The sequence below is a fragment of the Sulfurospirillum cavolei genome, assembly GCF_001548055.1.
Taxonomy (GTDB): Bacteria; Campylobacterota; Campylobacteria; order Campylobacterales; family Sulfurospirillaceae; genus Sulfurospirillum.
In genome coordinates this window covers 1549669-1574681 of the sequence record NZ_AP014724.1, presented here as the reverse complement: position 1 = coordinate 1574681, position 25013 = coordinate 1549669, and the positions used below count along the sequence as shown (strand labels likewise).

Here is a 25013-nt window from a genome sequence, read left to right as displayed (position 1 = left end):
CGATCGAATATAGGCGATTCTAACACGCTTTTTCTTGACGGAAGCTAAGGTAACCGTTTTAGATTCAATGCGTGCTATAATTCTCGCTTACATGTCATTTTAAAGGATTTCGTATGCCTACGATTAACTTAGACGAAAAATCGCCGCAAGAGCTTCGAAAACTGCTCGATACGGTCAAAACCAGCAATCTCGAGTACCGCGAAAAAGAAGAGTGGATCCAAAAAATTCAATCCAAACTGGGCGTCGTCACGCGCGATTCTAAAAGAGAAAAAGAGCTTTTAGCCCAAATCGAAGAGGGACAAGCCGACATCGACGATTTGCTTTAACGCTTAAACGCGTCATAGCCGATCGTTTGCTTCAATACCATGCGATGTTAGACGCTCTTCATCGTATGGTATTGAAAAAGTCTTCCTTTGTAGCGCGGTCATTCTTCTGCTTATCCTTGCGTTATAGCACCTTTTGTGCGTGAAAAAATACGAATTTTCCCTTACTTTCATTTGCCCCGCTTAAGAGATCCATCACTCAAAAAAATAATTTTGGCATATTTTTCTTACGAGCGACCGAAAAGAGACCGCCAAAGGTATAGAATTAAAAAATAAAATTAAAAAAATTTTTATAATAAGTCACAAGGAGCTCATTATGAAAGTAGCGTATTGGCTATCAAAAATATTGGCGGGATTGGCTTTGATCGTTTTAATGTACGGATTTGTCGTTCCTTCGGTAGGTTTTCACGGAACGTTGGAGCGTATCAAAGACGGTAAAGTCGGAGAGATTCCCGCTTACGTCTACCCGCTGTGGAATTTTTATCAAAAAGATCGGTATATCAGTATCAATACACCCCAAAAAGTACGAGGCGATCTTAAAAAAATGATAGAGATATCCGAAGAGATCGGTGTCCCGTCCATGCCGGTATGGAAATTTTCGCTTGAAGCCCCGAACTATCCCAAAGAAGCTTTCCCTTACGGGCTACCCGTCTTTATTCATTTTGATGGACTCAGCGGCGAGGTACACGAGATGAATACGATTAACCACTATGTCGGTATGGCGCATATGGAAAGAGGCGGCATTTACGAACGTGCGCTTGCTCCTTACGCTTTGATTATGCTGGCGCTGTTGCTTGCCTTATTTATGATTTACGATTATAAATGGATTGATTTTTTGATGGCGATTCCCGTACTCTTGCCTTTTTTGTTTATGGGAATTTACGGGTATTGGCTCTATTGGTTCGGGCATACGCTTCAAAGCGGCGCGATTACGATAAAGCCGTTTATGCCCATACTGCTTGGAGACGGGAAAGTCGCTCAATTTACGACGCATGCCTATCCCGTTATCGGTTTTTGGGCATTGGCGTCTATTAGCGTATTGTCGTTAGCGGCGTGGATACTCAAAGTCAAAGCATGCAAACATCACGTCGAACGCAAAGCGACGCTTCTTCGCCATTTTTGGGCGGCATGTGTCGTGATAGCTTCTCTCTTAGCAGGACTTTATACGTTAATGACGGATAGTAACGTCAATACTTTGGCAAAAATTTCCGCTATCGTCGGTACGACGAAACCCCAACCTGTAACGGAAGTCATCGTTCAAACCCCTTCCGTGAAGACGCAAGAAGCGATCGAAAAAGAAAGAGAAGCCGAACAAAATAAACAAGCACTCAAAGTCAAAGCTTTAGAAGATCGAGCAGGCTCTCTTGGAAAGTTTAAAGTCAGCCAACTCTATAAAAGCAATTGTGCTCCCTGCCACGGCGTTAACGGCGAAGGAGCGATGGGAACAAAACTGCTTGGACTAAAACAAGACGCGATGATGCAAACGTTATTGGACTATAAGCAACACCAAGAAGAGATGCACATTGCCGTACTGGATCACATGTCAAAAGAAGAGATACAAAGCGTTATCGACGAGATTAGTCGGTTTGAAGCCAAATAAGTCGAGCTTATGAGAAAGGAGAAGTGATGAAAAAGTATGTATGGTTGCTCTATAGCGTGATAGCGGTGTGGTTGTTTTTAGCACAATCGACGGAGGCGCAATCTAAATTTCAAGACGTGATGCAACAACGCGGGCTCTCCGAACAAGACGCGATTGCGGCATTAAAAGTTTATCAGCCGAGCGGTAAGCATGATGAATACTACGTGTTTGCCAGCGGCGGACAATCGGGACAAGTGTTGGTTTACGGAGTTCCTTCGATGCGGATATTGAAATATATCAGCGTTTTTACTCCCGAGCCGTGGCAAGGATACGGTTTTGATACGGATTCAAAAGAAATTTTACGCGAAGGCAATATCCGAGGTCGTGAAATTAATTGGGGCGATACGCACCATCCCGCACTTTCCGAAACCAACGGCGTGTATGACGGGCAATACCTTTTTATCAACGATAAAGCCAATGCGCGAATCGCCGTGATTAACTTGAAGTATTTCGAAACTTCGCAAATTGTCGTTAACCCTCTTTTTAAATCGGATCACGGCGGTGCATTCGTAACGCCCAATACCGAATATATTCTCGAATCGTGCCAGTATGCCGCACCTTTAACAAACGATTATTATCCGATGGAAGCGTATCAAGACACGTATCGAGGAGGCGTGACGTTTTGGAAATTTAACAAAGAAAAAGGAAGAATTTTACCCGAACAATCGTTTACTCTGGAACTGCCTCCGTACATGCAAGACTTGACCGATGCCGGAAAAGGTATTTCGGAAGGGTGGGGATTTACCAATTCTTATAATTCCGAACTTTATACGGGAGGCATCGAAAAAGGGCTTCCTCCTTTTGAAGCCGGATGCAGTCGAAACGATACGGATTATTTACATGTCTATAACTGGAAAAAATTGGCCGAGCTTGCAAAAGATGCAAAAAACGTCAAAATCATTAATAATCACAAAGTCATTCCGATCGATATAGCGGTCAAAAACAATGCGCTTTTTTTAATTCCCGAAAATAAATCTCCGCACGGCGTCGACGTGAACCCGGACGGTCAATACATTATCGTTTCCGGAAAGCTCGATACGCATGCATCCGTCTATGACTTTAAAAAAATTCTTCAACAAATAGACGCTAAAGAGTTCGTCGGTAAAGATGCGTACGGCATACCGATCCTTGATTTAAAGAAATCATTGCACGGTCAACTGGAATTGGGATTGGGACATCTTCATAACAGCTTCGGAAAAGAAGACGGGACGGTATACAGCTCGTTATACGTCGACTCTCAAATCGTCAAATGGGACTATAAAAACTTGAAGATATACGATAGGGTCAATATTCATTACAATGTCGGTCACCTCGAAGCGATGGAGGGTAAATCCGCCGATCCGCAAGGAAAATATCTGATCGCTTTAAATAAATTGGCGATTGATAGATTTTTACCGGTAGGACCGTTGCATCCGCAAAATAATCAGCTCATCGACATCGGCGATAAGAAAATGGAACTCTTGTACGACTTGCCGATACCTTTAGGCGAGCCGCATCAAGCTGCATCCATTCGCGCCAGTAAAATACACCCCGAAGTCAGATACCCTATGGGAACGAACCCGAAAACAAATCAGCCGCATATCGGTAAAACGCTTGCGGGAGAAGAGCATATCGTTCGTAAAGGAGATCATGTGTATGTTTATGCGACGATGGTACGCTCGCACATCAACCCCGAGCATATTACCGTCAACAAAGGGGATAAAATTACGATGTATATTACCAACGTCGAACGTGCCGAAGACGAAACACACGGCTTTACGATCGACCATCACGATATTCACGTCTCCGTCGAACCGGGCGAAACGGCGCAGATCGATTTTGTTGCCGACATCGAAGGCGTTTTCCCTTACTATTGTACGGAATTTTGTTCGGCGTTGCATCTGGAAATGATGGGGTATTTTTTAGTCAAAGATCCGAAAAAAGAGTATGATTGGAGCCAAAAATCCAAAATCAAAAATCTTTCTCCGGCGGAACTGCAAGAAGAGTATCAAAAAATTACGGCGAATAACGAAGCGTCTCAACGCGTCGTCGATGCTCTGTTTGCATTTTTAAAAGAGAACCAAGCTTCAAAATATCCGACCGTAAATAACTTGCTCGAAGATGCAAAAGACCAATATGCGAAGATTCTTCCGGAGAAAGAGAAAGCGGCAAAAGCGTTCAAAGAAAATAATTTGGAAAATGCGATTCTTTTTGAGAATATGGCATGGCAGTACATCATTAAAACCGCGGACTCGGCGATTAGAGCGAAAGATCTCTTGGTCAACACCTTGGCTTCTCCCAAATCTGCCGCCGCTAAGCGAGGCGAGGGTGCGTTTAAAGAAGGCGGCTGTTCGGGATGCCATGTCGTCGGGAGAGTGAGTTCGGGCCCTGACGTAACGGGCGTGTTAAAACGTCACAAAAATGCGGAACAATGGGTTGCCGAATACGTCAAAAATCCCGAGAGCAAATTTCAAGAGCCTTATATGAAAAAGCTGATCGAATTTTTCAATCTTAAAATGCCGAACCAAAATATGAACGATCAAGAGATCAAAGATATTATCGAGTATTTTAAATGGATAGACGAAAACGCCGATCTTTTTTAACATGTGATGTGTAAGGAGCCTTAGGAAGCGGCTTCTTGGCTCATTGTACACTCCTGCCAAAACGATGTTGTAACGAGGCATGTAAGAGACGGCATGCCTTGATTTTTTTTGACATGTCATTATCTTCGACACATACTTCAAAGTGGCGTGAAAGAGTGCATTTTGTATAATAGACTTTGTTGAAGTTGAAGGGCTGATGCAAAAAGCCTGCGACGAAGCCATTTTTACCACAAAGGTTTTTGAGCGATGAAGACACGGATTTATTACGACGATACCGATGCCGGAGGCGTTGTCTATCATGCAAATTATCTCACGTTGTGCGAACGTGCGCGTAGCGATCTTTTTTACGAACGGGGTATGAGTCCGGCGGTAAACGGCGGTCATTTCGTCGTGAAGCATTTGGAAGCCGATTATCTCAAATCCGCGAAGCTCGGCGATCTTATCGAAGTGAAAAGCGAATTGGTCGAATTGAAAAATGCATCATTGGTTCTAAAGCAAACGATTTACAAAGAAGAAGCGGTATTGTTTAGGATGGTTGCGACGTTGGCGTACGTCAAAGAAGGAAAACCCTCTCGTATCGATGAGGATACGAAAGCGTTTTTCCTAAGCCTTAAGGCGTAACGCGGATAAATTCGTTACGTCCGGCTTGATAAAGCGACGTTTGATACGCCACTTGATTATTGATCATCGGTTCTTTAAACGCGCGAGCCACGCGTCCTTCAAAAAAGTTGGAGCAGACGAAATCCGCTCCGATAGAGGTCGAATAGTTGACCCAATCGTACACGATGTCATGCCCAAACATTGCGTTGATCTCTTCAAGTCCGCTCGGTGCGCGCTGAATCGAGTTGGCGATGTAGAGGCGGTTACGATCTTCGTATTGCGTCAACGTGAGCAATAAAGGGTTGTAATTGATTTGCGATGAGAGCAAGGCGTAAGCTTGAATGTCGTTTGCGCGTAATTGCGATGCGATCAAGCTTGACGTGACGATCGGCGTATTGAGGTAAAACGAAGCGTTGTTTAAAGAGCCGTTTCCTTTAAACATTCCTTTAAAATTAGCTTTGGAGTTTTCGACGCGTTTTTCGTAAAAAACACGGCTGTTATGTTGTCTGACGAAGGTATTGAGTTGTGAACTAAGCGCACTTCCGTCTTCAAAAGCTCCCACTTTTTCGTTAGCTTTTTCGGCAAGAAGCGCGATTTGTTTGTCGTAATCGATACCGCCGAAGACGATGTTGGCGTTGGTGATCGATACGGCGGATTTATTGAGCGTCGGGATGAAAACCAAAGTATCGTGAACGTTGTTCGCGATGACGACCGCTCCCTCGTTCGTGACCGGCGCGATAATATAGCGGTAACCGCCCGCTTTGATCTCGTTCAACGCTTGAACGATCGAAGCTTCTCTTTCGTCTCCGGAATTAAAGACGTTCAAATCGAAATAGTAGTTTTTATACAACAGATACGACATGACGGAATTGACCGTTGAAATCGCGTATTTTTTGATGGTTTTTTGCGGAATTAAAACGGCGACTTTAATCATCGTGCTATCGTCGTTTAAGGGTTTTGGCATCGGCGATGCAACGCTAAGCGCGCCTTCTTTCTCTTCGGAAGCTTCCGGTTGCGTCGGCGTCATCGGAGTCGCTTCAACGCCGGTAGAGGGTGTTGGCGTCGCCATAGCCAAGGTCGTCGAGCTGATCGCCGTTTCGGCATAAGGCGTCGCGGGTTCTTGTTGTGGGGTCGCTTTGGGTTGTTGTTGGATTACTTTGCCGGTAATCGTCGGTGCGGCACCTTCCGAACCGGGATAGGTTACGGTGCTTTTTTGGTTGCCTTTTTGGGCGGACGATACGTTGTAGGTTGAAGGTTTATAGGGTTGCGGCGTCGACTGGGTCGTCGTACAACCGGTTAAAAAAGCTACGAGAATCGCTACGGTTGTCCAAAATCTCATAACATACTCCTTATTTTTAGCAAATCGGCGAAAACCTCTTTCTTGGCACTGGGATTTCGCAATAAAAAGCTCGGATGAAACGTCGCAACGAGTTTCGCTTCTCCGAAATTGAGCACGGAGCCTCGCACCCGATCGATCGGCGTGTCGTATTCGCCCGTTAAATGGTGAAAGGCGGTCGAGCCTAAAGCCACGATGATCTGAGGCTTAATCGTTTGAATTTGTTGCATCACGTAGGGTTTGCAACACGCCACTTCTTCCGGTGTCGGAACGCGATTTTGCGGCGTTTTGCACTTTAAAATCGTCGTCACGTAAACCTCTTCTTTGGGAACGAGTAAAACGTTTTCGATCATTTTAGCAAGCAACTCACCGCTTTTTCCCGCGTAGAGTAAGCCTGTTTCATCTTCGTTCGCTCCGGGATTATCCCCGATGAACATCACTTTAGCCCTCAAATTTCCGGCTCCGAAAACGACGTTTTTTCGGCTTTTGGAAAGTGCGCACAAATGGCAATGCGCCACGTCGCGCTTCAGTTCTTCAAGCGTTTGAGGCAAGGAAGGCACGGACGCTAAAGGTCGGTATTCTTGAAAATACTCAAAACCCATGGCACGGTATTGGTACAAGAGCTTTAGAAGTCGAATTTTTTCAATAGGTGTCATTCATATATGGTAGCCAAGGAGGAGTTAAAAACTCCTTATTCTACGTCGCAGTATTCCAGCGAAGCAAGCTTGGGACGTTTGAGCCCTCGGTTGTCGGCAATGTAGAGGTTTTTGAGGTGTTTGAGCTCTTTGATCGATTCGGGAAGCGAACTGAGGGCATTTTCCTCGACATCGAGTTCGTAGAGGTTTTCCAGCTTTCCGATGCATTCGGGCAGGCTTTTGAGGCGGTTAGCACTCAGATCGAGCGAGGTCAATTTTTGGAGTGAACAAAGCGAGTCGGGCACGCTCTCAAGTCGGTTGTTTTCTAAAGAGAGGATTTGCAAATCTTCGAGTTTGGAAAAATCGATATCGATCGAAGAGAGATTGTTGGACGCAAGGTTGAGTTTGACTAACATGTCATGCACTTCCAAGGCGGGTAAGTCGCGTAAAAGGTTGCCTTCTAGAATCAACGTTTCTAGTTCTTGGATTTCGCCGAGCGATTGCGGAAGCGCATGAAGTTTATTGAAAGAGAGATCCAGATAATAAAGAGATTGCATCGAGCCGAACACTTCGGGCAAATGAGCGAAATAGTTGGTATCCAAACTGACATGTAAGAGTTTTTTGAGGTTTTTAAACGCATCGTCCAAGCGACTCAATCGGTTGACCGCTAAGGTTAAACGCGTCAAATTGCACAATTCGTAAAAGCCCAAAGGAAGAGAGCTTAGCTGGTTGCCGTTGAGATTGAGGATGACCAAGGAAGAGAGGTTTCCGATCGCTTCGGGGAGGCTTTCTAAGAGGTTGTTTTCGCATTGGAGGTTACGCAAATTTTTAAGCCTACAAAGGCTCTCGGGTAGCTCGCTTAAACGATTGCCCGAGAGTTTGAGAATGCTTAATTCTTGAAGTGCACCGATGCTCTCGGGAAGGCTTTTGAGTTTTTTGCGACTCAAATCCAAGGTCGTAAGTCCTTCGAGTTTACTTAAATCGCGCGGTAACGTATGTTCCAACCCTTGAGACTTGATCCATGCGGCAAAATCGCGAATTCCCTCAGCCATCGTTTTCTCCTTCCGTTTCGTCGCGGCGATTGTTTTTTTGATCGATTAAAAAGGCAATCTCTTCATAGTCGATTTCTCCGAATTCGACCATATTAAAAAGTGCCATCAGCGGTCTTCGACAACAGGTTTGATTGCATTCGGTCACTAATTTTTTGGCTTTTTTATACGGGAGCGTCGTCGATTTGAAAATATCGACGGCGTCTTGGATCGTTTTATGTCCGCATTCGCAAATGATTTTAGAGGCGTACTCGTGCATCGCTTTATCCGGCTTTATGTGCGTTGTAAAGTGCCTTAAGTTCTTTTTTGTTGAGGACTTTTTTACGCTCCGTAACCAATTCCCGTACGGTCGGTAAAATGCGATTGACGACTTCGTGTTCGGGTTCGACGCCCATAGCGCGCAAATGATACACGAGGGTGGAGCTGCCCGAATGTTTGCCGATCGGATAGGTGCGTTTCATGCCCACGCTTTGCGGCGAGAAGGCTTCATAAGCTTGTTCGTGTTTGATCATACCGTTGACGTGAATGCCCGATTCGTGCGAAAAGATGTTTTTCCCGACGATGGGCATGGTCGGCGAAATGGTTTGATGTGCGGCTTTTTGTACCAAAGAGACGACGTGATGAAGCGCTTTAGCGTCAACCGTGCGCGCTTCGCCGAAAAGATGGGTCAGTGCCATAAGCGTTTGTTCAAAGCTGGCGTTTCCGGCGCGTTCGCCTAGCCCGATAACGGTCGTGTTGACGCTGATAGCTCCCGCTTCCAAGCCGCTGATCGCATTGGCGGTTGCCATCCCGAAATCGTTATGCGTGTGCATTTCGATCTCTAAAAGGTGAAGATCGCACAGTGCGGAAATATGTTCGTAAATCTGATGCGGACGCATAATACCGACCGTATCGCAGTAGCGAAACCGATCAGCTCCCTCTTGGGCGCCTAAGCTCATGACTTCTTTTAAAAAGCCCAGATCGGCACGCGAACTGTCTTCGCCGCCGATGCAGGTAAAAAGTCCTTCGGATCGGCTGACATGTAAGACTTCTTCGAGGTTTTTTAAGAGGCGTGTTTTATCGCCTTTAAATTTTGCCTCGATCAAAATATCCGAAACCGGAATCGACAGATCGACCGCTTTCAGACCGCAGGCAAGGGAGGCTTCAAGGTCGCTCATCGTAGCGCGGTTCCAGCTCATAATGCGCAACGGAAGATCGAGTGCCAAAATCTCTTTAATGTCGGCTTGTTCTTTTGCGCCCATTGCCGGAATTCCGACCTCAAGTTCGTCTGCTCCGGCAAGGTATAATGCCGATGCGATGGCGATTTTCTCATCCGTATTGAAAGCGACGTAAGGGGCTTGTTCCCCGTCTCGAAGCGTCGTATCGTTGATAATCATAGCCGTATCCTTTGCCTCTTAAGAAGCGGTAAAAAAGTGTTTTCGCGCACCTTTCAAAACGGAAATCTCGATGGGTTCGTCCGCAAAACTCTCATCGCATGTCAGCTGAATACTATTGAGCTCTTTTTGCGGGCATTCGCCGATTTTTTGCGTGAGCAGTAGATCACAGTCTTGTAATGTTTGTTTGATCTCGTCGATCGGATACGTTCCGTCGCATCCTTCTTTGCCCATACAGTACGCTTTTTCGACTTTGCGGTGCATCAAAAACTTAATTGCTTTATCGCCCGCTTCGTAAATTAAAAACTCTTTCGCGCTTCCGAAATGATCGTTGATCAGTCCGTTTCCGCGCGTCGTCACGGCAATGAGTTTGGTCTCTCCCGTGGAGCTAAGCGCGTGCTTGTCAAGGGCTTCTTCTTGGAGCGCTCGACCGTTCGCCGCACGAAGCACTCGACGCCACGTTTCGATATTTTCGTGTGTCTTCATACGCTGATTGAGATTATAATGGTGGGAAAGTTCTTCAAAACTTTTCTCTACAAAACTCTCTTTAAAAAACTCGTCGCTACGATCTTCTCCTAAAAGTCCGACCGCATCGGCGCGGCACTGACGGCAATGACGCATCATTTTGACGTTAACGTCGCACGCTTCTTGCGCTTTCATTAACTGTTTGTGCGTTGCGCTCGGAACGCCGTCTAAGCCGAATTTTGTACCGAATTCCGGTTTGGAGATCAAGGGCATAACGTTTTGAATAAAAACGCCGAGTTCTTTGACTTTTTTGGCGACCAAAGGAAGGTGCTCGTCGTTGATGCCCGGAATGAGGACGGAGTTGACCTTAACCAAGATACCGCGCTCAACAAGCATCTTAATGCCCAAAAGCTGCTTTTCAAGAAGCAGTTTTGCACCCTCGACGCCGCGATGTTTTTTGTGTTCGTAAAACACCCACGGATAGATTTTTGCGCCGATTTCACCGCTTTCGTCGACGCTGTTTAACGTAACCGTCACGTGTTCGATGGTGTACTTAGCGATCTCATCGATATGTTTATGAATCATCAAACCGTTGGTAGAAAGGCACAATTTGATGTCAGGAGCATATTTTTTCAACAGTGCAAAGGTCTCAAACGTTTGTTTGGGATTGGCAAGACCGTCCCCCGGACCTGCGATGCCTACGACGCTTAGTTGTTGAATGAGTCCGCCTACATGTAAGACTTTTTTGACGGCTTCTTCGGGCTTAAGTTTGTAACTGGTCACGCCCGGACGACTTTCGTTGGAACAGTCGTATTTACGGTTGCAGTAGTTGCATTGGATGTTACAAGCGGGAGCAACCGCTACGTGGATACGCGCATAATGTTGATGAGCGTCTTGAGAGTAACAAGGGTGGTTGTTAATCTTTTGTAAGATGCTCGCATGCAGCTCGTTTTGGGTGTTGGTTGAGGATGAGCAAGAGCAACTCATGTGCGATCCTTTGAAGTGATTTTGTCTAAAAAGTGCACGAAGTGTTCCTTGGACGAGCAAATGCATCTAAGGTTTCAAAGCTACCCGATGTGAGCATTTCATAAGCTATAAGCTTGGTTTTAAACGGTTGTTGGCAAAATAGCACCTTTCTTTGGTGTATAATGGTTATAACGAATTCTTGGGCGGTTAGGACGAATGCAAAAAAAAATTAAGATTCTTTTAGTGCAAAACGATTGCGATGCCGCAAATCAAACGGTACATTTTCTGGAAAACGTCGGTTTCGAAGTCGACGTCTCGGAAACAGCGGTGGACGGGCTTTTAAAGCTTTCGCTTCATGCTTACGACATGCTTTTGTTGGATTTAAACCTTCCCGATTTTAGCGGTTTGGAAGTGATCAAACAGATCAACAACCAAAGCACCATTCCGATTATCGTGTTAAGTGCCTACAACGATACCGCGATCAAAATACAGGCTTTTCGTTTCGGCGTGGACGATTATGTGTGCAAACCTTTCGTTTTGGAGGAGCTGGAAGTACGTATTTGGGCGATTTTAAAACGTTGTTCGCGCATCAAATTAGACGTCGCGAGAAAAAGTTTGGCGATCGATTACAATACGCAGACGATTTTATTTAACCAACAACCGCTTTCGTTGACCGCTATCGAATATAAAATTCTTGCTTTCCTCATAGAAAATAAAAATCGTGTGGTTTATCGTAACGTTTTAGCCATTCATCTCTCCTCTCTCAGTTCTCCTCAATCGTTAAATTACCATATCCAAAATATTCGCAAAAAGTTAGGGGATAACCCTAAAAAGCCGATTTATCTGATGACCGAATACGGAACGGGTTATAGGCTCGTCTTATAAAAAAGAGCCTTCTCTAACGATCCTCAGAATAAGCTGATAATAAATGAAGTTTTTTCCGCTATACTTCGTGTATCTTGCTTATTTGGGATAGGCTTTATGGAACCCTGCGACATTGAGGCGTTAAAAATACGCACGAAACCGCTTTTTCTTTTATACGCTGAAGATGACGAAGAAATTCGTTGTTCGATGTTGGATATTTTAAAAGATTTTTTCGAACACATCGACACGGCGCAAGACGGAGAAGAGGCGTACCGTCTTTTTAGAGAAGCCAAACGACCTTACGATTTGGTAATGAGCGATATTAAAATGCCGAAAATGAACGGTTTGGAGTTAATCGCTCAGATACGCAAACACTCTCGCGACATCGCAACGATCGTTACGTCCGCGTATAACGACAGCGAGTTTTTCATCGAAACGATTCGTTTAAACGTCAACGGCTATATTTTAAAACCTCTCGAACTCGACCAATTTTTTGAAACGCTTTCTTCCACCGTCGAGACGATCGTGATGAAGCAAGAGACCAAAGCGTACATGTACGGATTGGAACAGACGATTTTGACGCAAAATCATGCGCTTGAAGAGCAACGTTACAACGATCCTTTAACCAAGCTTTCCAATAAAAATGCGCTCGATTTAATGTTAAAAGAGATTTCGTCCGACGACGTACCGGCTCTTTTCCTGATTACGATCGATCAATTTAAAAATTACAATAAACTCTACGGTATGGAGATCGGCAACGACATCCTTAAAGCCTTTGCGGACGTGTTAAAAGAGGCGGCACAGTCTCTTTTTTACAGCGCATTTCGTATTGCGACCAACGAATTCGTGATGCTCTCGATCGATCAACAGCTTGATCCCGAAAAGATTTACGAAGACGTGCAGGCAACCTTGGAAGCCCTCGACGGGTTGGAGTTAAAAGTCGACGCGTTAAGCGAAAAAATCTTGATTCATATCTCGATGGGCGTGACGTTCGATCAAGAAAATCTTTTCAATAAAGCCTTTACCGCACTTGATTTTGCCAAGCAAACGGGAAAAAGTTTTGTCGTTTATACGAGCAATCTTGACGAAACCGAATCCTTATCGAACGATTTTTATTGGCAAGACGTCATTAACGACACGCTCAATCAAGACAACGTCGTGCCGTTTTATCAACCGATTTGCAACGCCGACAAGCGCATCGTCAAATACGAGGCGTTGATTCGTATTCGTACGAAAGATAAATGTGGAGCAGAGCAATACGTCTCTCCGTACTATTTTCTCGATATTGCGCGCCGAACGAAACAGTATGACATGTTAAGTTTTTGTATGATCGAAAAAGTTCTCGAAAAAGCGCAAGCCAACTTACATCTTGATTTTTCGATCAATTTTAGTTTTCGGGATATGCTCAATAAAGAGATTCGCGATTGCGTGCGTGCGAAAATCATCGATTACCAAGAAAAACGCCAACGATTTAACTTAGTGTTTGAGGTCGTAGAGAGCGAAAAAATCGGAGATTTTAATACGATCAAGCATTTTTTAAAATACGTCAAGTATGAAAAAGCGCCGATCGCGATCGATGATTTCGGTACGGGGTATTCCAATTTTACCAACATTATGGAGATGCATCCGGCTTACTTGAAAATCGACGGGAGCTTGATTAAAGACATCGATCACGATACCCAATCGTTTCAGTTGGTCAAAGCGATCGTCTCGTTTGCCAAAGCTTTGCAAATCAAAACGATTGCCGAGTTTGTGCATAACGAAGCGGTTTTCGATACGTTGATTCCCTTAGGTATCGACGAATTTCAAGGGTATTTTATCGGTAAGCCGCAACAAGAGCTGCTCAACTAGCACCTTGTTACGCCAGATCGATTTCGATCATTTTACCGTTTAAAATTTCGGCAAATTCGACGCCGTAACAAAAGCATCGTTGAAGCTCTTCTTCGGTGGGAATCAGCTTGATTTTCATCGGTTCTAGCGGAGGGACTCTGAGTTTGAGAGCTTTCAAGCGCGCAAGAATATGATCGATGGCTTCGCCGCTCCAGCCGTAAGAGCCGAATGCTCCGGCACTTTTACCTTGCTTATCCAAAAACATCAAACACGAAAGCAGATTCCAGACCGGTTTGGGCGCATCGGCGTTAATGGTCGGTGTTCCGATTAAAAATCCGTCGCTCTCTTCAAGAATCCGAATCATATTTTGCTCTTCGATAGACGCCAAATCGTAGATATTGGTTACGATGTTTTCTACGCTCTCCGCTCCCTCGTAAATGGCTTGCGCCATCTCTTGCGTGTTTTTGTAGCTCGTTAAATAAAAAATCGAGAGAACTTTTTGCCCCTTTTTATGGCGTTCGAGCTTGGTGCTCCATTGACGGTACGCTTCGATATACGTGGAAGGATTTTCGCGAATGATCGGACCGTGAAGCGGCGCGATCGTTTGAATATCCAAGCGGTCGTAGAGTTTGAGCGCACTTTTCACGTAGCTTTGAAACGGGCGCATAATATGGTCGTAATAATATTCAAACGCATACCAAAAATCGCCCACTTTATCGTTAAAAAGGCGTCGATCGCAATAGTGCGCCCCGAAAACGTCGCCGCTAAAGAGCAGTTTGTCCTCTTCGACGTACGAACTCATCGTCTCGGGCCAATGCAAATAAGGCGTGCTCAAAAACGTTAAGGTCTTGTTTCCTAAATGCAGTTGTTTGTTGGTCCAGATCGTTTCAAAGTCGATATTTTCGCTTCCGGTAAGGGCTTTAAGCATCGTCGTAGCTTGCGGCGATATTAAGACTTTAGCATGCGGTGCGCGCGCGATGAGTTCTGGAAGCGCACCCGAATGATCGGGCTCGATGTGATGGACGATGACGTAGCGAATCGCCGTATAATCGCATAAAGATTCGATGCGGTTAAAAAAAAGTTCTTGAAACTCTTTTTTGACGGTATCGACGATGATGACGCCTTGGCTGGTTTGAATCAAATAAGCGTTATAGCTTGAGCCGTTGGCGGTGTGCATCACGATGTCGAACGTTCGAATATCGGGATCCAGTACGCCTATATAAAAAATATCCGGTGCGATTTCAAGAGGCAGAGGGTGCATGTAAAAACCTTTGCATCCACAAAGGAGGTTGCGTGTTTTTGAGCCGTAAAAGCGTGTTTAAAACATCTTCGATGCGTTCGTTCTCTTTTTCGCTTTTTAAAACAAAAATACCCGAACCCTTGACCAAGAGCGAAGCACGCGGTCCGATATGGGAAGCACAGAGGATATTTGCATCTTCCAAACAAGCGATTTTGTAGGCAAGTTTATCCCCTTCTTCGCTATGCTCGTTCGGCGACGGGAGCGTTTTTAAAAAGCTAAAAGAGTCGTTATGAAGTTCGTACATGTAAAAGCATTTGCACCATCCGAAATGGTCGTTGACATGGAGGTTGTCCGTAGATGCAAATGCTATTTTCATCGTATTTCCTTACGCGTTAACGGGAACGTGCGCTTCGCGATCAGCGATAGAGATAGCTTCGCGATACGGTTTAGGGGAAACTTCGGGAAACATAATGCCGTTTTTCTTATGCTCGCGGATATTGTATAAACCGCTTTCGTGACCCGATACGTAGTACGCGTTAAATTCCGCCGTATAAGGCATATCCCAAACGATAGCACCCTCGGTGGGACAGGCGTCCGCACATTTTGGCATCGTACCGTCGGCACATTCGATGCATTTTTCGGGCTTGACGTACGTTGTTTCGCCGTTGATAGGCGAATCGGATGCACTTACGATCGCGGTTGCGGGGCACTCGTCGATACAACTGTCGCAATTGATGCAAAGTTCGGTAATTTTGACTGCCATGATAGATCCTTTACATGTAAAATAGTGTCTCTCAAAAAACCTTTGTACAAACCAACCCTGAAGCAAATAAGGGCATATTTGCATCAGGGTCGCGTTGAGTAAGGGTTTTTAAAGGTACACGCTTTCTACATTGCATAAGGTGTTCCTTTGGAGATAAAAAAGTCAAAGGAACACCTCTTGCAAATTAAGCTATATGGTAAATACGAAACTGATCAAGGATTTGTTAAACGAGAGTGCTTGTTCTCATAACAAAACCAAAAAAAGTAGCTGTGATAAACCCAAACCCGGAGCGACAAGCGGAGGGTGTGCGTTTGAAGGAGCGCAAATATCCCTCTTTCCTTATGCCGACGCCGTGCACCTCGTACACGGTCCGGACACCTGTCTTGGTGCTTCGTGGGAAACACGAGCAACGCTTACAAGCTATCAAGGCGAGAATAATACGCCTTTGGGATATTGCACGAACGTGACGACGCAAGACATCATTTTCGGCGGCGACAAGAAGCTAGCTTCGGCTTTGGCGTACATCGTAGAGCATAAAAAGCCTAAGGCGATTTTTGTCTACGAAACATGCGTCACGGCGATGATAGGGGACAATATCGACTATACATGTAAGGTTGCAAGCGAGCAGTTCGGTCTTCCGATCGTTGCAGTGCATGCCCCCGGATTTGTCGGCAGTAAAAACCTTGGCTCAAGACTTGCCGGCGAAGCGGTTTTGGACGCACTCATCGGCACGAAAGAGCCTGAGACGATTCATCCTTACGGTATTAATTTGATCGGCGATTACAACGTGACGGGAGATATGTGGCAGTACCGTCCGATTTTAGAGCGTATCGGCATTCACGTCGTTTCGACGCTTTCGGGTGACGGACGTATCGAAGCGATCCAACAAGCGCATACCGCCAAGCTCAACGTGATCGTTTGTGCGAAGTCGTTAGTGACCTTGTGCCGCAAGATGCAAGAGCGTTACGGTATTCCTTACGTGAGCGTTTCGTTTTACGGTAAGCGCGATACCTCCAACGCCATTCGCTCCATCGTCAACGCGTTTGGAGATGCGGATTTGTCGGCACGCGCCGAGCGGATTATCGCCGAAGAAGAGGCAAAGCTCGAGGAGCGTTTAGCTCCGTATCGATTGTTGCTTAAAGGGAAAAAAGCGATTTTAAATACCGGCGGCAACAAGTCGTGGTCGATCGCTTCGGCACTTCAAGACATCGGCATAGAAGTGGTTGCGACGTCGATTCAAAAGGCGACCGAAGAAGACATCGCCATTGCCAAAGAGTACGTGCCGATCGTGTTTAAAAGTCCCGCAACCGAACAACCGCGCCTCATCGACGAACACAAGGTCGATATTTTATTAGCGGGCGGGCGTAGCCTCTATACGGCGATTAAGAAACGCATCGCCTTTGTGGACGTCAATCAAGAGAAAAAAGTGAGTTACGGAGCGTACGGCGGACTTGAAAATCTAGCACTCGACGTTTGCGCGGCGTTACGCAATCCCGTTTTTAAACTCGTCGGAACACAAGCACCGTGGGAAGCGGCTTAGGAGGATCATATGAGTACGGCATTTTCGTTGAAAGAGGCAAAAACAAACACGCTTAAACCCTTACATGTCAATCCGCTGAAGCTTTCGCAACCGATGGGTGCGACCTTGGCGTTTTTAGGGATCAAAAACTGTATGCCTTTAATGCACGGAGCGCAAGGGTGTGCTTCGTTTACGAAAGTGCTTTTTACGCGTCACTTCAATGACCCGATCGCAATTCAAACGACCGCGGTCAACGATATTAGTGCGGTGATCGACGGCGGGGAAAGGGGTATCTCCGAAGCGATCGAGAACATTACGAAAAAAACGACGCCCGATTTGGTCGGTCTTTTTACGACGGGAATGACCGAAACCAAAGGGGATGACATCAAAGGCGCGACGCTGCTTTTGAAGGAAAAGCAAAAAATCGTTTACGTGCATACGCCCGATTTTGAAGGCGGATTGGAGAGCGGTTGGAGCTTAAGCGTTCAAAATATCATAACGCAACTCGTCGTACCCGCGAGCAAGGTAAAACAAGAGAAAGCCTTACTCGTCCCCAACGTCAATATGAGTCCGATCGAAGTCGAAAAACTCAAAGAAGCGATGGAAGAATTGGGATTTGACGTGTTTGCACTGCCTGATTTGAGCGATTCGCTTGACGGACATTTGGGCGTAAAACAAGGCTCTTTAAGCGGCGGCGGAATTTTAGTACGCGACATCGAAGCACTCGGTGATTGCGGGCTTGTTGTCACGATAGGGCGTTCGGTTCGAAAATGCGGCGAGCTTTTTTTGGAGAAAAACGCGCAAACGAAACATGTGCATTTTGACACCTTAACGGGCTTGGAAGCCAGCGATCGCTTCTACGCCGAAATATTGGCGTATCTTGGCATTCAAAGCGTTCCTAACCGTGTCAAGCGTTGGCGAGCGCGTTTGCAAGACGTTCTTTTGGATACCCATTTTGTTTTAGGCAAAAGCAAAGTGATCATCGCCGACGAACCCGATAGCGCGTACGCTATCGCCAAAGCGTTGTTAGAAGTCGGCACTTCCGTTAAAGCCTTTATTGCGCAACGAAGCGAGATTCAAGAAGAGTTTACATGTGAAGTTTGCATCGGCGATTTTGAAGAGGTCGAAAAGTCTTTGCCGCTTTCTGACATGTTGATTTCCAACTTCCACGGCGAACGTCTGGCGCATCGCTACCATAAAGCTTTGTTGATTCGAGGATTTCCCAATTATGAGCAAGTCGGCGTCGGGCTTCGCAACACTATTTTGTACGAGGGTAGTTGCACGTTTTTGTGCGAAGTCAACAATCTGCTAGTACATCATCAAGCGTCACAATAATTTACTTTACACAAGGGGTTTGAGTATGGTTCAAGAAGGAGACACGTCGCGTTACAATGCCTTTATCCCCGAGGTGGTTGCTTATCAAAAAGCACTCGATCAACTTTCCGAACGATGGAATTTACTCTCTTTACTAGGGCAAATGAGTAACATCGGTATGGATATTTCCGAAACACGACAAGCCTTTAGTTTACTTTCCGAACAACTTTTAGGACGACTGTGCGAAGAAACCGTTAAAAAACTTTCGACCGAAATGTGTTCCAAAGCGCAAGTCGCCATCGATATTTTGATTCGCAATTTGTTCGAACGAACAGCAGACGTCGGTTTTTTGGCAACGGATGTTAGCTTATGCGATTTTGCGACGATGGACGCACCCGCACAACGCGATGCGCTGGCTTCTATACAAGCACGGTTTGCCGAGTACATCGAAAAATACAGCGTTTACGACGACGTGCTCTTGTTTGATTTGGACGGTACGCTCATCGCTTCGACGCACGGCGAAAAATTAGGTAAGAAAATCGATCGGCGTTTTATCGATACGGCGTTGAACACGTCCAAAGAGTACGTTGAAAATTTCGGTATCTATCCCATCGTCAACGACAAAGAGAGTTTGATCTACTCCTACCGCGTCTGCGACGATCAGGGCAAACCTTTGGCGGTGCTGGGATTGGTGTTTAAATTTCAAGACGAAATGCACGTGATTATCTCTCCTTTGATCGATCATGAAACGTGGACGGATATTTTGCTCTTAGACGCTAAAAATCGCACGATTTACAGTAGTAACCCGTTTCATTACCCTTTGTGCGCGCCGCACAAAACCGTTTTGAATCGAGTCGATACGGTACCCTTTTTAGCCCAAGAGTACGTTGCATGTACGAAGCAGACCAAAGGGTATCAGGGGTTTTTCGGTTTGGGATGGCAATCCCACGCGCTCATACCGCTTTCGTTTGCATTTTCCAAAAAACAAGCGCATTTGCCTTTTAGCGATGAACAGACAAAAATCATTAAAAACTCGTCGCTTTTTTCCGAAGAGTTCACGAATATCCCTTCCAAAGCTGAAGCGATTCAGCGCAAACTCGATATGACGATTTGGAACGGAAACGTGCAAATCGCCAATCAAAAAAGCGGCGATAATTCGTTTTCAAAATCGCTTCTCAACGAGATCTCGCGTACGGGTGCACAAACGAAAAAGACTTTTGAGGAGTCGATCGGCAATTTGAATTGGACGGTGGTGGCTTCGTATATTAACGATGCGGCGTTTCGTGCGACGTTGGCGATCGATATTATGGATCGCAACCTTTACGAGCGTGCCAACGATTGCCGTTGGTGGGCGCTCAGTCCCGTGTTTATCAAAGCCTTTAGCGCTAAGTATAAAGATTTTAGTACGATTAAAAAAGAGTTCGGACGCGAGATGAGCGATGTTCTTAGCACGATCAACGCACTTTACACCGTTTATGCGCACCTGCTTGTATACGATGCGCAAGGATGTGTTTTGGCGGTCAGCCAAGAAAAATACGCGCATTTCGTCGGGAAACGTATCGGTGCGCCTTATATCGCTCAAACCTTGGCGTTAAAAAGTTCTAAAGAGTATGTCGTCAGTGCCTTCGAACCCAGCGAACTGTACGAAGGCAAATACACGTATATCTATAATGCTCCGATCTTTATCGAAGGGCACAAAGAGGCATTGGGAGGCATTGCGATCGTTTTTGACGCTCAAGCGCAATTTGAGGCGATGTTGCATGACGTGATTGGCGAAGACGAACGCTCTTTCGCACTGTTTATCGAAGCTAAAACCCAAACGATCATCGCATCGACGTCGCCTAAAATGAACGTAGGCGAGCGTTGCCGTTTTTGCGACACGAACGAAAAAATCGTTTTAATCGACGATGATTATTACATTATCGGGAAATCGGCTTCGAAGGGGTATCGCGAGTATAAAGTCAGCGACGGATACGTCAACGACGTTTTTGCGGTCGTGTGTATTCGGATTGCACATAAAAACGCTTTGTCGCAAGAGGCAAAAAAAGTCCACGCAAAACATTATGCGTATCCTAAAGTCACGGCAAGCGAAAAAAGCGTCGATCTTTCGACGTTTTGGCTATACGGGAATTTGTACGCGATACAAAGCGAGCAGATCTACGCCGCGTTAGAAGGGCAAGACGTCACGAAAGTGATCGGTTCGGACGAAATCTACGTCGGTATGATTACGTGGAATAACAAAACGATCCCCGTTGCTTCGTTGGCGAAGTATTTTCAACACGAACGCAGTTACGATAAAGAAAAAAATTATATTATCGTTTTGAAAGGAAACGACGATCATCCTTTCGGATTGGTCATCGATGCGGTGCAAGACAGTCCCGAAGTGCCCATTCGTTGCATCGACGAGACGAACCAAGCGATGCTCGGGCAACATACCCTCACTAAAGCCATCGTCAAATCAGATGCCGGACAGGAAAAAGCGGAGATGCTTTCGATTTTAGATCCGCTAAAAATTGAGCGGTATTTACTGTTGGAAAAACAAGGAAGGTAGCATAGAAGGGTTGCCTTCTATGCTCAAAAAGACTCAGGCAGGTTCTGCCGTTGTTGCGGCGGCTGCCATCGTCGCTTTTTTCTTACTGCGTTCCATGGATTGAAGGACGAGGTATTGCTCGCCGAATTTAAGCATATTGTCCATCTCGTCGTCGTACTCGGCGTAATGTCCTTCTTCGTCTAAAACCAGTTCTTCAAAGAGCTTTTTGGTCACGCTGTCGGCGTTATTGCCGCACTCGATCGCAAATTGGTTGTACATCGTTACCGCATCGTCTTCGCCTTGACGTGCAAATTCGAGCATCGCTTTGACGTCGGTAATTTGTTGAACCTCTTGGGCGGCTTTCATCTCGATAGTGCCTTTTAAGAAAAGCACGCGATCGGCTAAACGTTCGATATGAAGCATTTCGGCAATCGCGATACGTTTAAAAAGGGTTGAAAGTAAGTCGTATCCTTGATCGTCGCAATGAAAATGAAAAAACATGTACTGATGAACCGTGGCAAGCTCGTCGGCAATAGCGCGATTGAGCAACTCGATACTTTTATCTCGTTTCATACGTTCTCCTTAGAGGTTGGTGGATTATATCCTACCATAAACTTGGCTAGAAACGACTAAGAAGAACGCGTGGTCGTTGACATGTCAATAATCGTGCGGTATTCCTTTGATGTGTAACATAAAATGTTCCTTGTTGTCGACGTCCTCGAGCCATCCGTAATTGGCATCGCTTTTATCGTCCAACTCTTTGATATAGGGTTTGATGTCCAAAAGCGGCGTACCGTCAAAGACGTCGAGTCCCGATACGATGATTTTACGATCGATAACGTTAACGAGCTTTACGATACTCAGTCCGATAGGATTGGGGCGATTGGGCGTACGCGTCGCAAAAAGACCCAACTCCTTGTTCTTAAGCCAAGGCGGCGTCAAGCGCATTTTCGGTTTTTCGTGAAGCCGATCGATATAAAACAGAAGGTAGATGTATTTAAAACGCAACAACTCTTTAAGCCCGTCCGTATAGGCTTCGTTGAGATCGATATAAAATTCTCCGGCGTCGTTTGAAACCGGTTGGTATGGGGCATTGTTAAGGTAGGGCGTGTGAATAACGCCGATCGGCTCAAAGCGTATCATAGAAAAACTCCTCATATTATTTTTGTTTAGTTTATCTTATCGGAACTAAATTTGTCTACGGAACACTTTTTGAAAATACATCCGTAAGTTTAAGGATAGGAGGAACACACCGATGGTTAAAGTAGCGTTTTTTACGAACGATTTGAAAAACATTGATGCCCATTTCGGTTCAGGCGAGCAGTTTGCCGTTTACGACGTCGATGCAAACGGTTATAGTCTACACGGCGTTATTCCGACCGGTGAAGAGCGCACCGAGGGCAGAGTCGAGATGCTCGTTAACGAACATGTCGATATTATGTACTGTGTCGAGATCGGACCTGCGGCAGCGGCAAAAGTCGTTAACGGAAAGATTTTCCCTATCAAATACAAACAGGTTGTCAACATCGAAGACGAATTGGAAAAGCTCACCTCCATGATGGCAACCAATCCTCCTCCGTTTATCAAAAAAATTTTAGAGGCAAGGGCGTAGCGTATGAACGAGCTTGAAAAATTGTTTATCGAAACGCTGATTTCACAAACCCGAGCACTCGATCAGTTTGGTACGTGGGCAAAAAAAAGCGATGAAGAGCTTTTGTGCGAAAAATACGTCAAAAGCAAAGAAGAGCTTAAAAATGTTCCCATCATTGCCGACATCGATGAGATGCAGATTCAAGATATTCGCCTCATTTTTCAATCGATCGCTTTGGCGTTTGAGCTCAAAACGGGTGTGATGTGTTCGGTCGTGATGGAGATGAGTCATGAGGGCTTCGGTCGGGCGGTCGTCTTAGCGGATAAGATCGTCGTGACGAATAAATTTTTTAAAGATGCGCACCGTTACAGTTTCCGCACTTATGAAGACGTGGTCAAAGAAGGCGGTAAGATGCTCAAGAGCGCAATTGAAATTTACGAACAATACACTTTAAAAGCAGGATAAAACGATGGCAAATATCGGTATTTTTTACGCGAGTGCGGGCGGCAATACGACACAAATCGCAGAGGCGTTGAAAGAGGCGTTTGAGGTCGAAGACGATGCGTGCGTTTTAATGGAAGACGACTTCGATAGCGTTGAGCAGTTTGAGGAATTCGATGTCCTTTTCTTCGGAAGTTCGACATGGGGACAAGGCGACGTTCACTTTAGCTGGGTCGACGCTCTTTTTGAAATCACTTCCGAAAATATCGACTTTAAAGGCAAAACGATGGCGTTTTTCGGTGCGGGCGATAGTAAGACGCACGGAGAACATTTTTGCAGCGCTTTGGGCAAGTTTTATCAGATTTTTTCCAAAGCGGGTGCAAAGGTTATCGGTTTTGTCGATGCTAGCGATTACGATTACGAGGCGAGTTTGGCGTGCGTGGGAGATAAATTTTGCGGTTTGGCTATCGACAATATCAACGAAGAGGACAAATCCGAAGAGCGTATCGAAAACTGGATAGCGCAACTTAAAAAAGAATTGGCGTAAAGGATACGACATGAGAACGCTGGAGCAATTTTATCAATTAAGAGCGGCAGAAGACTACTTTGATTTTTTTGCTATCGAGTATGACGAACACATCGTTCAAGTTAAGCGTTTTCATATTATGAAAGAGTACGGCACGTTGATTAAAAAGGGTTTTGAGTTTTACAAAGGCGATGAAAAATACTTGATGGATTTTTTAAAATTTGCTTTGATGCGCGTTTACATGGACTATAAACACGGGCATTCTCCAAGTGCCGCGGAAGTATGGGGGATGGCGGAAGACGGACATGCCAAAGGGTGTGCTTCGTGTACGACGTCTTCGCAAAAAGGAGGCAGTTGTGATTGTTGATCCAAACGTCGTATTACACGATACGGTCACCGCAAAGTTGTCGGGTAAAGACGAAGCCAAAGCAAAGTTTTTTCTCGGACAGAAAGTAAAATTGCTCGAAGACGTGAAAAACGACGGAACCTATCCGTACCTTCAAATCGGCGAAGTGATGATCCAAAAAGGCTCGATCGGTTATATCCGATCCGTCGGGGATTTTTTACAAGTCATACGCGTTTACGAAGTGCATTTTTTAGATGCCGAAGCGGTTGTCGAAGTGATCGGATGCCGGGAACACGAATTGGAGGCAATGGAGCCGTATCGCGATCTCGAAGCCGAAGAGCATGCGTGGATGAGTGAGCATTACAAAAACAAATCTTAGTAAGGAGGAAGTGTTATGGCCAAAGTGATTTTTATGCATTTTGATGCGGAAAAAGACGGTATTTACGATGCCAAAATCGGCGAACCCGTCGTTCGTTTAGCGAAAGAAAAAGGGATTCCTATTACGTTTGATCCCAAAGATCATTCGACATGTCTGATTAGCGTTGAGCATATCAGCGATGAGGAACCGACGAGTTATATGGAAGACGAAGAGCTCGACGAACTCGTCACATTAGGTGCGATTAGCCAAGAAGACGCCGATATTTGCCAACAATTTACCGTAAGCCCGAAAGTGCGCATCGCTTCGATGATGATGATTAAGGGCGATGTTTTGATTAAACCATTTAAAAAATAAAGGATCAACCATGACAACAAGAGTAGAAATCGTCAACGACTTTTTAGCCGTCAACGTTAAACCGGGTGCTACCATTCAAGACGTCGTAGAAGCAAGCGGAAGCGCATTGCCCTTTGGCTGTCGTGACGGTCAATGCGGAACGTGTGCCGTGGAGATCGTTCAAGGTATGGAGTTTTTATCGCCTAAAACCGACAAAGAGATTAAGGTTTTAAAAGAGATACTTGCAAGTACATGTACACCCAATACGCGCCTTTCATGCCAGATGAAAATCGAAAAGCCAAACGGCGTCGTTCGTATCAAATACTAATCCTTCTTTTAAGAGTCGCTACGCATCCAAACATCCCGCGT

General features: G+C 45.5%; 27 protein-coding genes. 16 read left to right on the top strand and 11 right to left on the bottom strand.

The features are described 5' to 3' along the window. The first annotated feature begins 113 nt into the window (after positions 1-113). The 4 genes from UCH003_RS07925 to UCH003_RS07910 all read left to right on the top strand — a co-directional run bounded on the left by UCH003_RS07925 (position 114) and on the right by UCH003_RS07910 (position 5165). Complete coding sequence (locus tag UCH003_RS07925) at positions 114-326, top strand: hypothetical protein (RefSeq protein WP_039674690.1); 213 nt, start codon at positions 114-116, stop codon at positions 324-326. 313 nt (positions 327-639) lie between these two features. Further along, a complete protein-coding gene (locus tag UCH003_RS13990) occupies positions 640-1923 on the top strand; it encodes a c-type cytochrome (RefSeq protein ID WP_348622706.1) in 1284 nt (427 codons plus the stop codon). Between the two features lie 26 nt (positions 1924-1949). Further along, positions 1950-4544 (top strand): Sec-dependent nitrous-oxide reductase, encoded by a 2595-nt coding sequence (gene nosZ / locus UCH003_RS07915; protein WP_060826100.1) that lies wholly within the window; start codon positions 1950-1952, stop codon positions 4542-4544. 246 nt (positions 4545-4790) lie between these two features. Continuing rightward, positions 4791-5165, top strand: a complete 375-nt coding sequence (locus UCH003_RS07910; RefSeq protein ID WP_039674689.1) for a YbgC/FadM family acyl-CoA thioesterase — start codon at positions 4791-4793, stop codon at positions 5163-5165. Here the strand turns inward: UCH003_RS07910 and UCH003_RS07905 are convergent. The 6 genes from UCH003_RS07905 to nifB are packed head-to-tail and all read right to left on the bottom strand — an operon-like array spanning position 5155 to position 10989. Further along, entirely contained in the window at positions 5155-6483 is a 1329-nt protein-coding gene (locus UCH003_RS07905; protein ID WP_041962470.1) for a hypothetical protein, read from the bottom strand. The genes UCH003_RS07910 and UCH003_RS07905 overlap by 11 nt on opposite strands. Then, entirely contained in the window at positions 6480-7136 is a 657-nt protein-coding gene (locus tag UCH003_RS07900) for a uracil-DNA glycosylase (RefSeq protein WP_039674685.1), read from the bottom strand. The genes UCH003_RS07905 and UCH003_RS07900 overlap by 4 nt, the downstream gene beginning before the upstream one ends. A gap of 35 nt (positions 7137-7171) precedes the next feature. Then, positions 7172-8167: a leucine-rich repeat domain-containing protein gene (locus UCH003_RS07895; protein WP_060826099.1), complete on the bottom strand. Its 996-nt coding sequence runs from the start codon at positions 8165-8167 to the stop codon at positions 7172-7174. Further along, positions 8160-8423: a hypothetical protein gene (locus UCH003_RS07890; protein WP_041962468.1), complete on the bottom strand. Its 264-nt coding sequence runs from the start codon at positions 8421-8423 to the stop codon at positions 8160-8162. Before UCH003_RS07890 ends, UCH003_RS07895 begins: the two co-directional genes overlap by 8 nt. Positions 8424-8427: 4 nt before the next feature. Continuing rightward, positions 8428-9540: a homocitrate synthase gene (gene nifV, locus UCH003_RS07885; RefSeq protein WP_041962467.1), complete on the bottom strand. Its 1113-nt coding sequence runs from the start codon at positions 9538-9540 to the stop codon at positions 8428-8430. 18 nt (positions 9541-9558) lie between these two features. Then, positions 9559-10989 (bottom strand): nitrogenase cofactor biosynthesis protein NifB, encoded by a 1431-nt coding sequence (gene nifB, locus UCH003_RS07880; RefSeq protein WP_060826098.1) that lies wholly within the window; start codon positions 10987-10989, stop codon positions 9559-9561. 195 nt (positions 10990-11184) lie between these two features. Between nifB and UCH003_RS07875 the strand changes: the two genes are divergently transcribed. Together UCH003_RS07875 and UCH003_RS07870 are read left to right on the top strand one after the other, a co-directional pair. Then, positions 11185-11853, top strand: coding sequence for a response regulator transcription factor (locus UCH003_RS07875; protein ID WP_060826097.1), 669 nt, complete (start codon positions 11185-11187; stop codon positions 11851-11853). A 96-nt stretch (positions 11854-11949) separates the two neighbouring features. Next, positions 11950-13683, top strand: coding sequence for an EAL domain-containing protein (locus UCH003_RS07870; protein ID WP_060826096.1), 1734 nt, complete (start codon positions 11950-11952; stop codon positions 13681-13683). 7 nt (positions 13684-13690) lie between these two features. On the opposite strand, the gene UCH003_RS07865 is transcribed toward UCH003_RS07870, so the two are convergent. The 3 genes from UCH003_RS07865 to UCH003_RS07855 are packed head-to-tail and all read right to left on the bottom strand — an operon-like array spanning position 13691 to position 15665. After that, the gene (locus UCH003_RS07865) at positions 13691-14923 is read right to left on the bottom strand and encodes an FprA family A-type flavoprotein (RefSeq protein WP_060826095.1); all 1233 of its coding nucleotides are present in this window, start codon (positions 14921-14923) and stop codon (positions 13691-13693) included. Then, a complete protein-coding gene (locus UCH003_RS07860) occupies positions 14904-15278 on the bottom strand; it encodes a NifB/NifX family molybdenum-iron cluster-binding protein (RefSeq protein WP_060826094.1) in 375 nt (124 codons plus the stop codon). The genes UCH003_RS07865 and UCH003_RS07860 overlap by 20 nt, the downstream gene beginning before the upstream one ends. A 9-nt stretch (positions 15279-15287) precedes the next feature. Then, complete coding sequence (locus UCH003_RS07855) at positions 15288-15665, bottom strand: DUF362 domain-containing protein (RefSeq protein WP_060826093.1); 378 nt, start codon at positions 15663-15665, stop codon at positions 15288-15290. Between the two features lie 193 nt (positions 15666-15858). Here UCH003_RS07855 and UCH003_RS07850 point away from each other — a divergent pair, with 193 nt between their 5' ends. From UCH003_RS07850 to UCH003_RS07840, 3 genes are read left to right on the top strand one after another with little or no spacing between them, the layout of a single operon-like run. After that, positions 15859-17205 (top strand): nitrogenase component 1, encoded by a 1347-nt coding sequence (locus tag UCH003_RS07850; protein WP_060826092.1) that lies wholly within the window; start codon positions 15859-15861, stop codon positions 17203-17205. A gap of 9 nt (positions 17206-17214) precedes the next feature. Beyond that, positions 17215-18519 (top strand): nitrogenase iron-molybdenum cofactor biosynthesis protein NifN, encoded by a 1305-nt coding sequence (gene nifN, locus UCH003_RS07845; RefSeq protein ID WP_060826091.1) that lies wholly within the window; start codon positions 17215-17217, stop codon positions 18517-18519. A gap of 25 nt (positions 18520-18544) precedes the next feature. Further along, positions 18545-21049 carry a chemotaxis protein CheW gene (locus UCH003_RS07840; RefSeq protein ID WP_060826090.1) on the top strand — a complete coding sequence of 835 codons (2505 nt, stop codon included), beginning with the start codon at positions 18545-18547 and terminating at the stop codon, positions 21047-21049. A 33-nt stretch (positions 21050-21082) separates the two neighbouring features. Here the strand turns inward: UCH003_RS07840 and UCH003_RS07835 are convergent, their stop codons facing one another. Next, positions 21083-21601, bottom strand: coding sequence for a ferritin-like domain-containing protein (locus UCH003_RS07835; protein WP_060826089.1), 519 nt, complete (start codon positions 21599-21601; stop codon positions 21083-21085). A gap of 84 nt (positions 21602-21685) precedes the next feature. Continuing rightward, a complete protein-coding gene (tsaA, locus tag UCH003_RS07830; RefSeq protein ID WP_060826088.1) occupies positions 21686-22171 on the bottom strand; it encodes a tRNA (N6-threonylcarbamoyladenosine(37)-N6)-methyltransferase TrmO in 486 nt (161 codons plus the stop codon). Positions 22172-22283: 112 nt separating this feature from the next. Here tsaA and UCH003_RS07825 point away from each other — a divergent pair, with 112 nt between their 5' ends. The 7 genes from UCH003_RS07825 to UCH003_RS07795 are packed head-to-tail and all read left to right on the top strand — an operon-like array spanning position 22284 to position 24972. Further along, a complete protein-coding gene (locus tag UCH003_RS07825; RefSeq protein WP_060826087.1) occupies positions 22284-22640 on the top strand; it encodes a NifB/NifX family molybdenum-iron cluster-binding protein in 357 nt (118 codons plus the stop codon). A gap of 3 nt (positions 22641-22643) precedes the next feature. After that, entirely contained in the window at positions 22644-23084 is a 441-nt protein-coding gene (locus UCH003_RS07820; protein WP_060826086.1) for a NifX-associated nitrogen fixation protein, read from the top strand. A 4-nt stretch (positions 23085-23088) separates the two neighbouring features. Continuing rightward, positions 23089-23607, top strand: coding sequence for a flavodoxin (locus tag UCH003_RS07815; RefSeq protein WP_060826085.1), 519 nt, complete (start codon positions 23089-23091; stop codon positions 23605-23607). Positions 23608-23617: 10 nt separating this feature from the next. After that, complete coding sequence (locus UCH003_RS07810) at positions 23618-23953, top strand: nitrogenase-stabilizing/protective protein NifW (protein WP_060826084.1); 336 nt, start codon at positions 23618-23620, stop codon at positions 23951-23953. After that, a complete protein-coding gene (locus tag UCH003_RS07805; protein WP_231964760.1) occupies positions 23943-24311 on the top strand; it encodes a nitrogen fixation protein NifZ in 369 nt (122 codons plus the stop codon). The genes UCH003_RS07810 and UCH003_RS07805 overlap by 11 nt, the downstream gene beginning before the upstream one ends. A 15-nt stretch (positions 24312-24326) precedes the next feature. Continuing rightward, the gene (locus UCH003_RS07800; RefSeq protein WP_060826083.1) at positions 24327-24665 is read left to right on the top strand and encodes a hypothetical protein; all 339 of its coding nucleotides are present in this window, start codon (positions 24327-24329) and stop codon (positions 24663-24665) included. Positions 24666-24675: 10 nt separating this feature from the next. Further along, entirely contained in the window at positions 24676-24972 is a 297-nt protein-coding gene (locus UCH003_RS07795; protein ID WP_039674647.1) for a 2Fe-2S iron-sulfur cluster-binding protein, read from the top strand. The last annotated feature ends 41 nt before the right edge of the window (positions 24973-25013 follow it).

Bases quoted from the DNA above. Each gene is read 5' to 3' on its own strand.
- UCH003_RS07870 (WP_060826096.1), top strand. From the start codon at position 11,950: ATGGAACCCTGCGACATTGAGGCGTTAAAAATACGCACGAAACCGCTT.
- UCH003_RS07865 (WP_060826095.1), bottom strand. From the start codon at position 14,923: ATGCACCCTCTGCCTCTTGAAATCGCACCGGATATTTTTTATATAGGC.
- UCH003_RS07925 (WP_039674690.1), top strand. From the start codon at position 114: ATGCCTACGATTAACTTAGACGAAAAATCGCCGCAAGAGCTTCGAAAA.
- UCH003_RS07800 (WP_060826083.1), top strand. From the start codon at position 24,327: ATGGCCAAAGTGATTTTTATGCATTTTGATGCGGAAAAAGACGGTATT.
- UCH003_RS07910 (WP_039674689.1), top strand. From the start codon at position 4,791: ATGAAGACACGGATTTATTACGACGATACCGATGCCGGAGGCGTTGTC.
- UCH003_RS07855 (WP_060826093.1), bottom strand. From the start codon at position 15,665: ATGGCAGTCAAAATTACCGAACTTTGCATCAATTGCGACAGTTGTATC.
- UCH003_RS07895 (WP_060826099.1), bottom strand. From the start codon at position 8,167: ATGGCTGAGGGAATTCGCGATTTTGCCGCATGGATCAAGTCTCAAGGG.
- UCH003_RS07900 (WP_039674685.1), bottom strand. From the start codon at position 7,136: ATGACACCTATTGAAAAAATTCGACTTCTAAAGCTCTTGTACCAATAC.
- UCH003_RS07815 (WP_060826085.1), top strand. From the start codon at position 23,089: ATGGCAAATATCGGTATTTTTTACGCGAGTGCGGGCGGCAATACGACA.
- UCH003_RS07860 (WP_060826094.1), bottom strand. From the start codon at position 15,278: ATGAAAATAGCATTTGCATCTACGGACAACCTCCATGTCAACGACCAT.
- UCH003_RS07795 (WP_039674647.1), top strand. From the start codon at position 24,676: ATGACAACAAGAGTAGAAATCGTCAACGACTTTTTAGCCGTCAACGTT.
- UCH003_RS07875 (WP_060826097.1), top strand. From the start codon at position 11,185: ATGCAAAAAAAAATTAAGATTCTTTTAGTGCAAAACGATTGCGATGCC.
- nifV (WP_041962467.1), bottom strand. From the start codon at position 9,540: ATGATTATCAACGATACGACGCTTCGAGACGGGGAACAAGCCCCTTAC.
- tsaA (WP_060826088.1), bottom strand. From the start codon at position 22,171: ATGATACGCTTTGAGCCGATCGGCGTTATTCACACGCCCTACCTTAAC.
- UCH003_RS07905 (WP_041962470.1), bottom strand. From the start codon at position 6,483: ATGAGATTTTGGACAACCGTAGCGATTCTCGTAGCTTTTTTAACCGGT.
- UCH003_RS13990 (WP_348622706.1), top strand. From the start codon at position 640: ATGAAAGTAGCGTATTGGCTATCAAAAATATTGGCGGGATTGGCTTTG.
- UCH003_RS07820 (WP_060826086.1), top strand. From the start codon at position 22,644: ATGAACGAGCTTGAAAAATTGTTTATCGAAACGCTGATTTCACAAACC.
- nosZ (WP_060826100.1), top strand. From the start codon at position 1,950: ATGAAAAAGTATGTATGGTTGCTCTATAGCGTGATAGCGGTGTGGTTG.
- UCH003_RS07825 (WP_060826087.1), top strand. From the start codon at position 22,284: ATGGTTAAAGTAGCGTTTTTTACGAACGATTTGAAAAACATTGATGCC.
- UCH003_RS07840 (WP_060826090.1), top strand. From the start codon at position 18,545: ATGGTTCAAGAAGGAGACACGTCGCGTTACAATGCCTTTATCCCCGAG.
- UCH003_RS07850 (WP_060826092.1), top strand. From the start codon at position 15,859: ATGGTAAATACGAAACTGATCAAGGATTTGTTAAACGAGAGTGCTTGT.
- nifB (WP_060826098.1), bottom strand. From the start codon at position 10,989: ATGAGTTGCTCTTGCTCATCCTCAACCAACACCCAAAACGAGCTGCAT.
- UCH003_RS07810 (WP_060826084.1), top strand. From the start codon at position 23,618: ATGAGAACGCTGGAGCAATTTTATCAATTAAGAGCGGCAGAAGACTAC.
- UCH003_RS07835 (WP_060826089.1), bottom strand. From the start codon at position 21,601: ATGAAACGAGATAAAAGTATCGAGTTGCTCAATCGCGCTATTGCCGAC.
- nifN (WP_060826091.1), top strand. From the start codon at position 17,215: ATGAGTACGGCATTTTCGTTGAAAGAGGCAAAAACAAACACGCTTAAA.
- UCH003_RS07890 (WP_041962468.1), bottom strand. From the start codon at position 8,423: ATGCACGAGTACGCCTCTAAAATCATTTGCGAATGCGGACATAAAACG.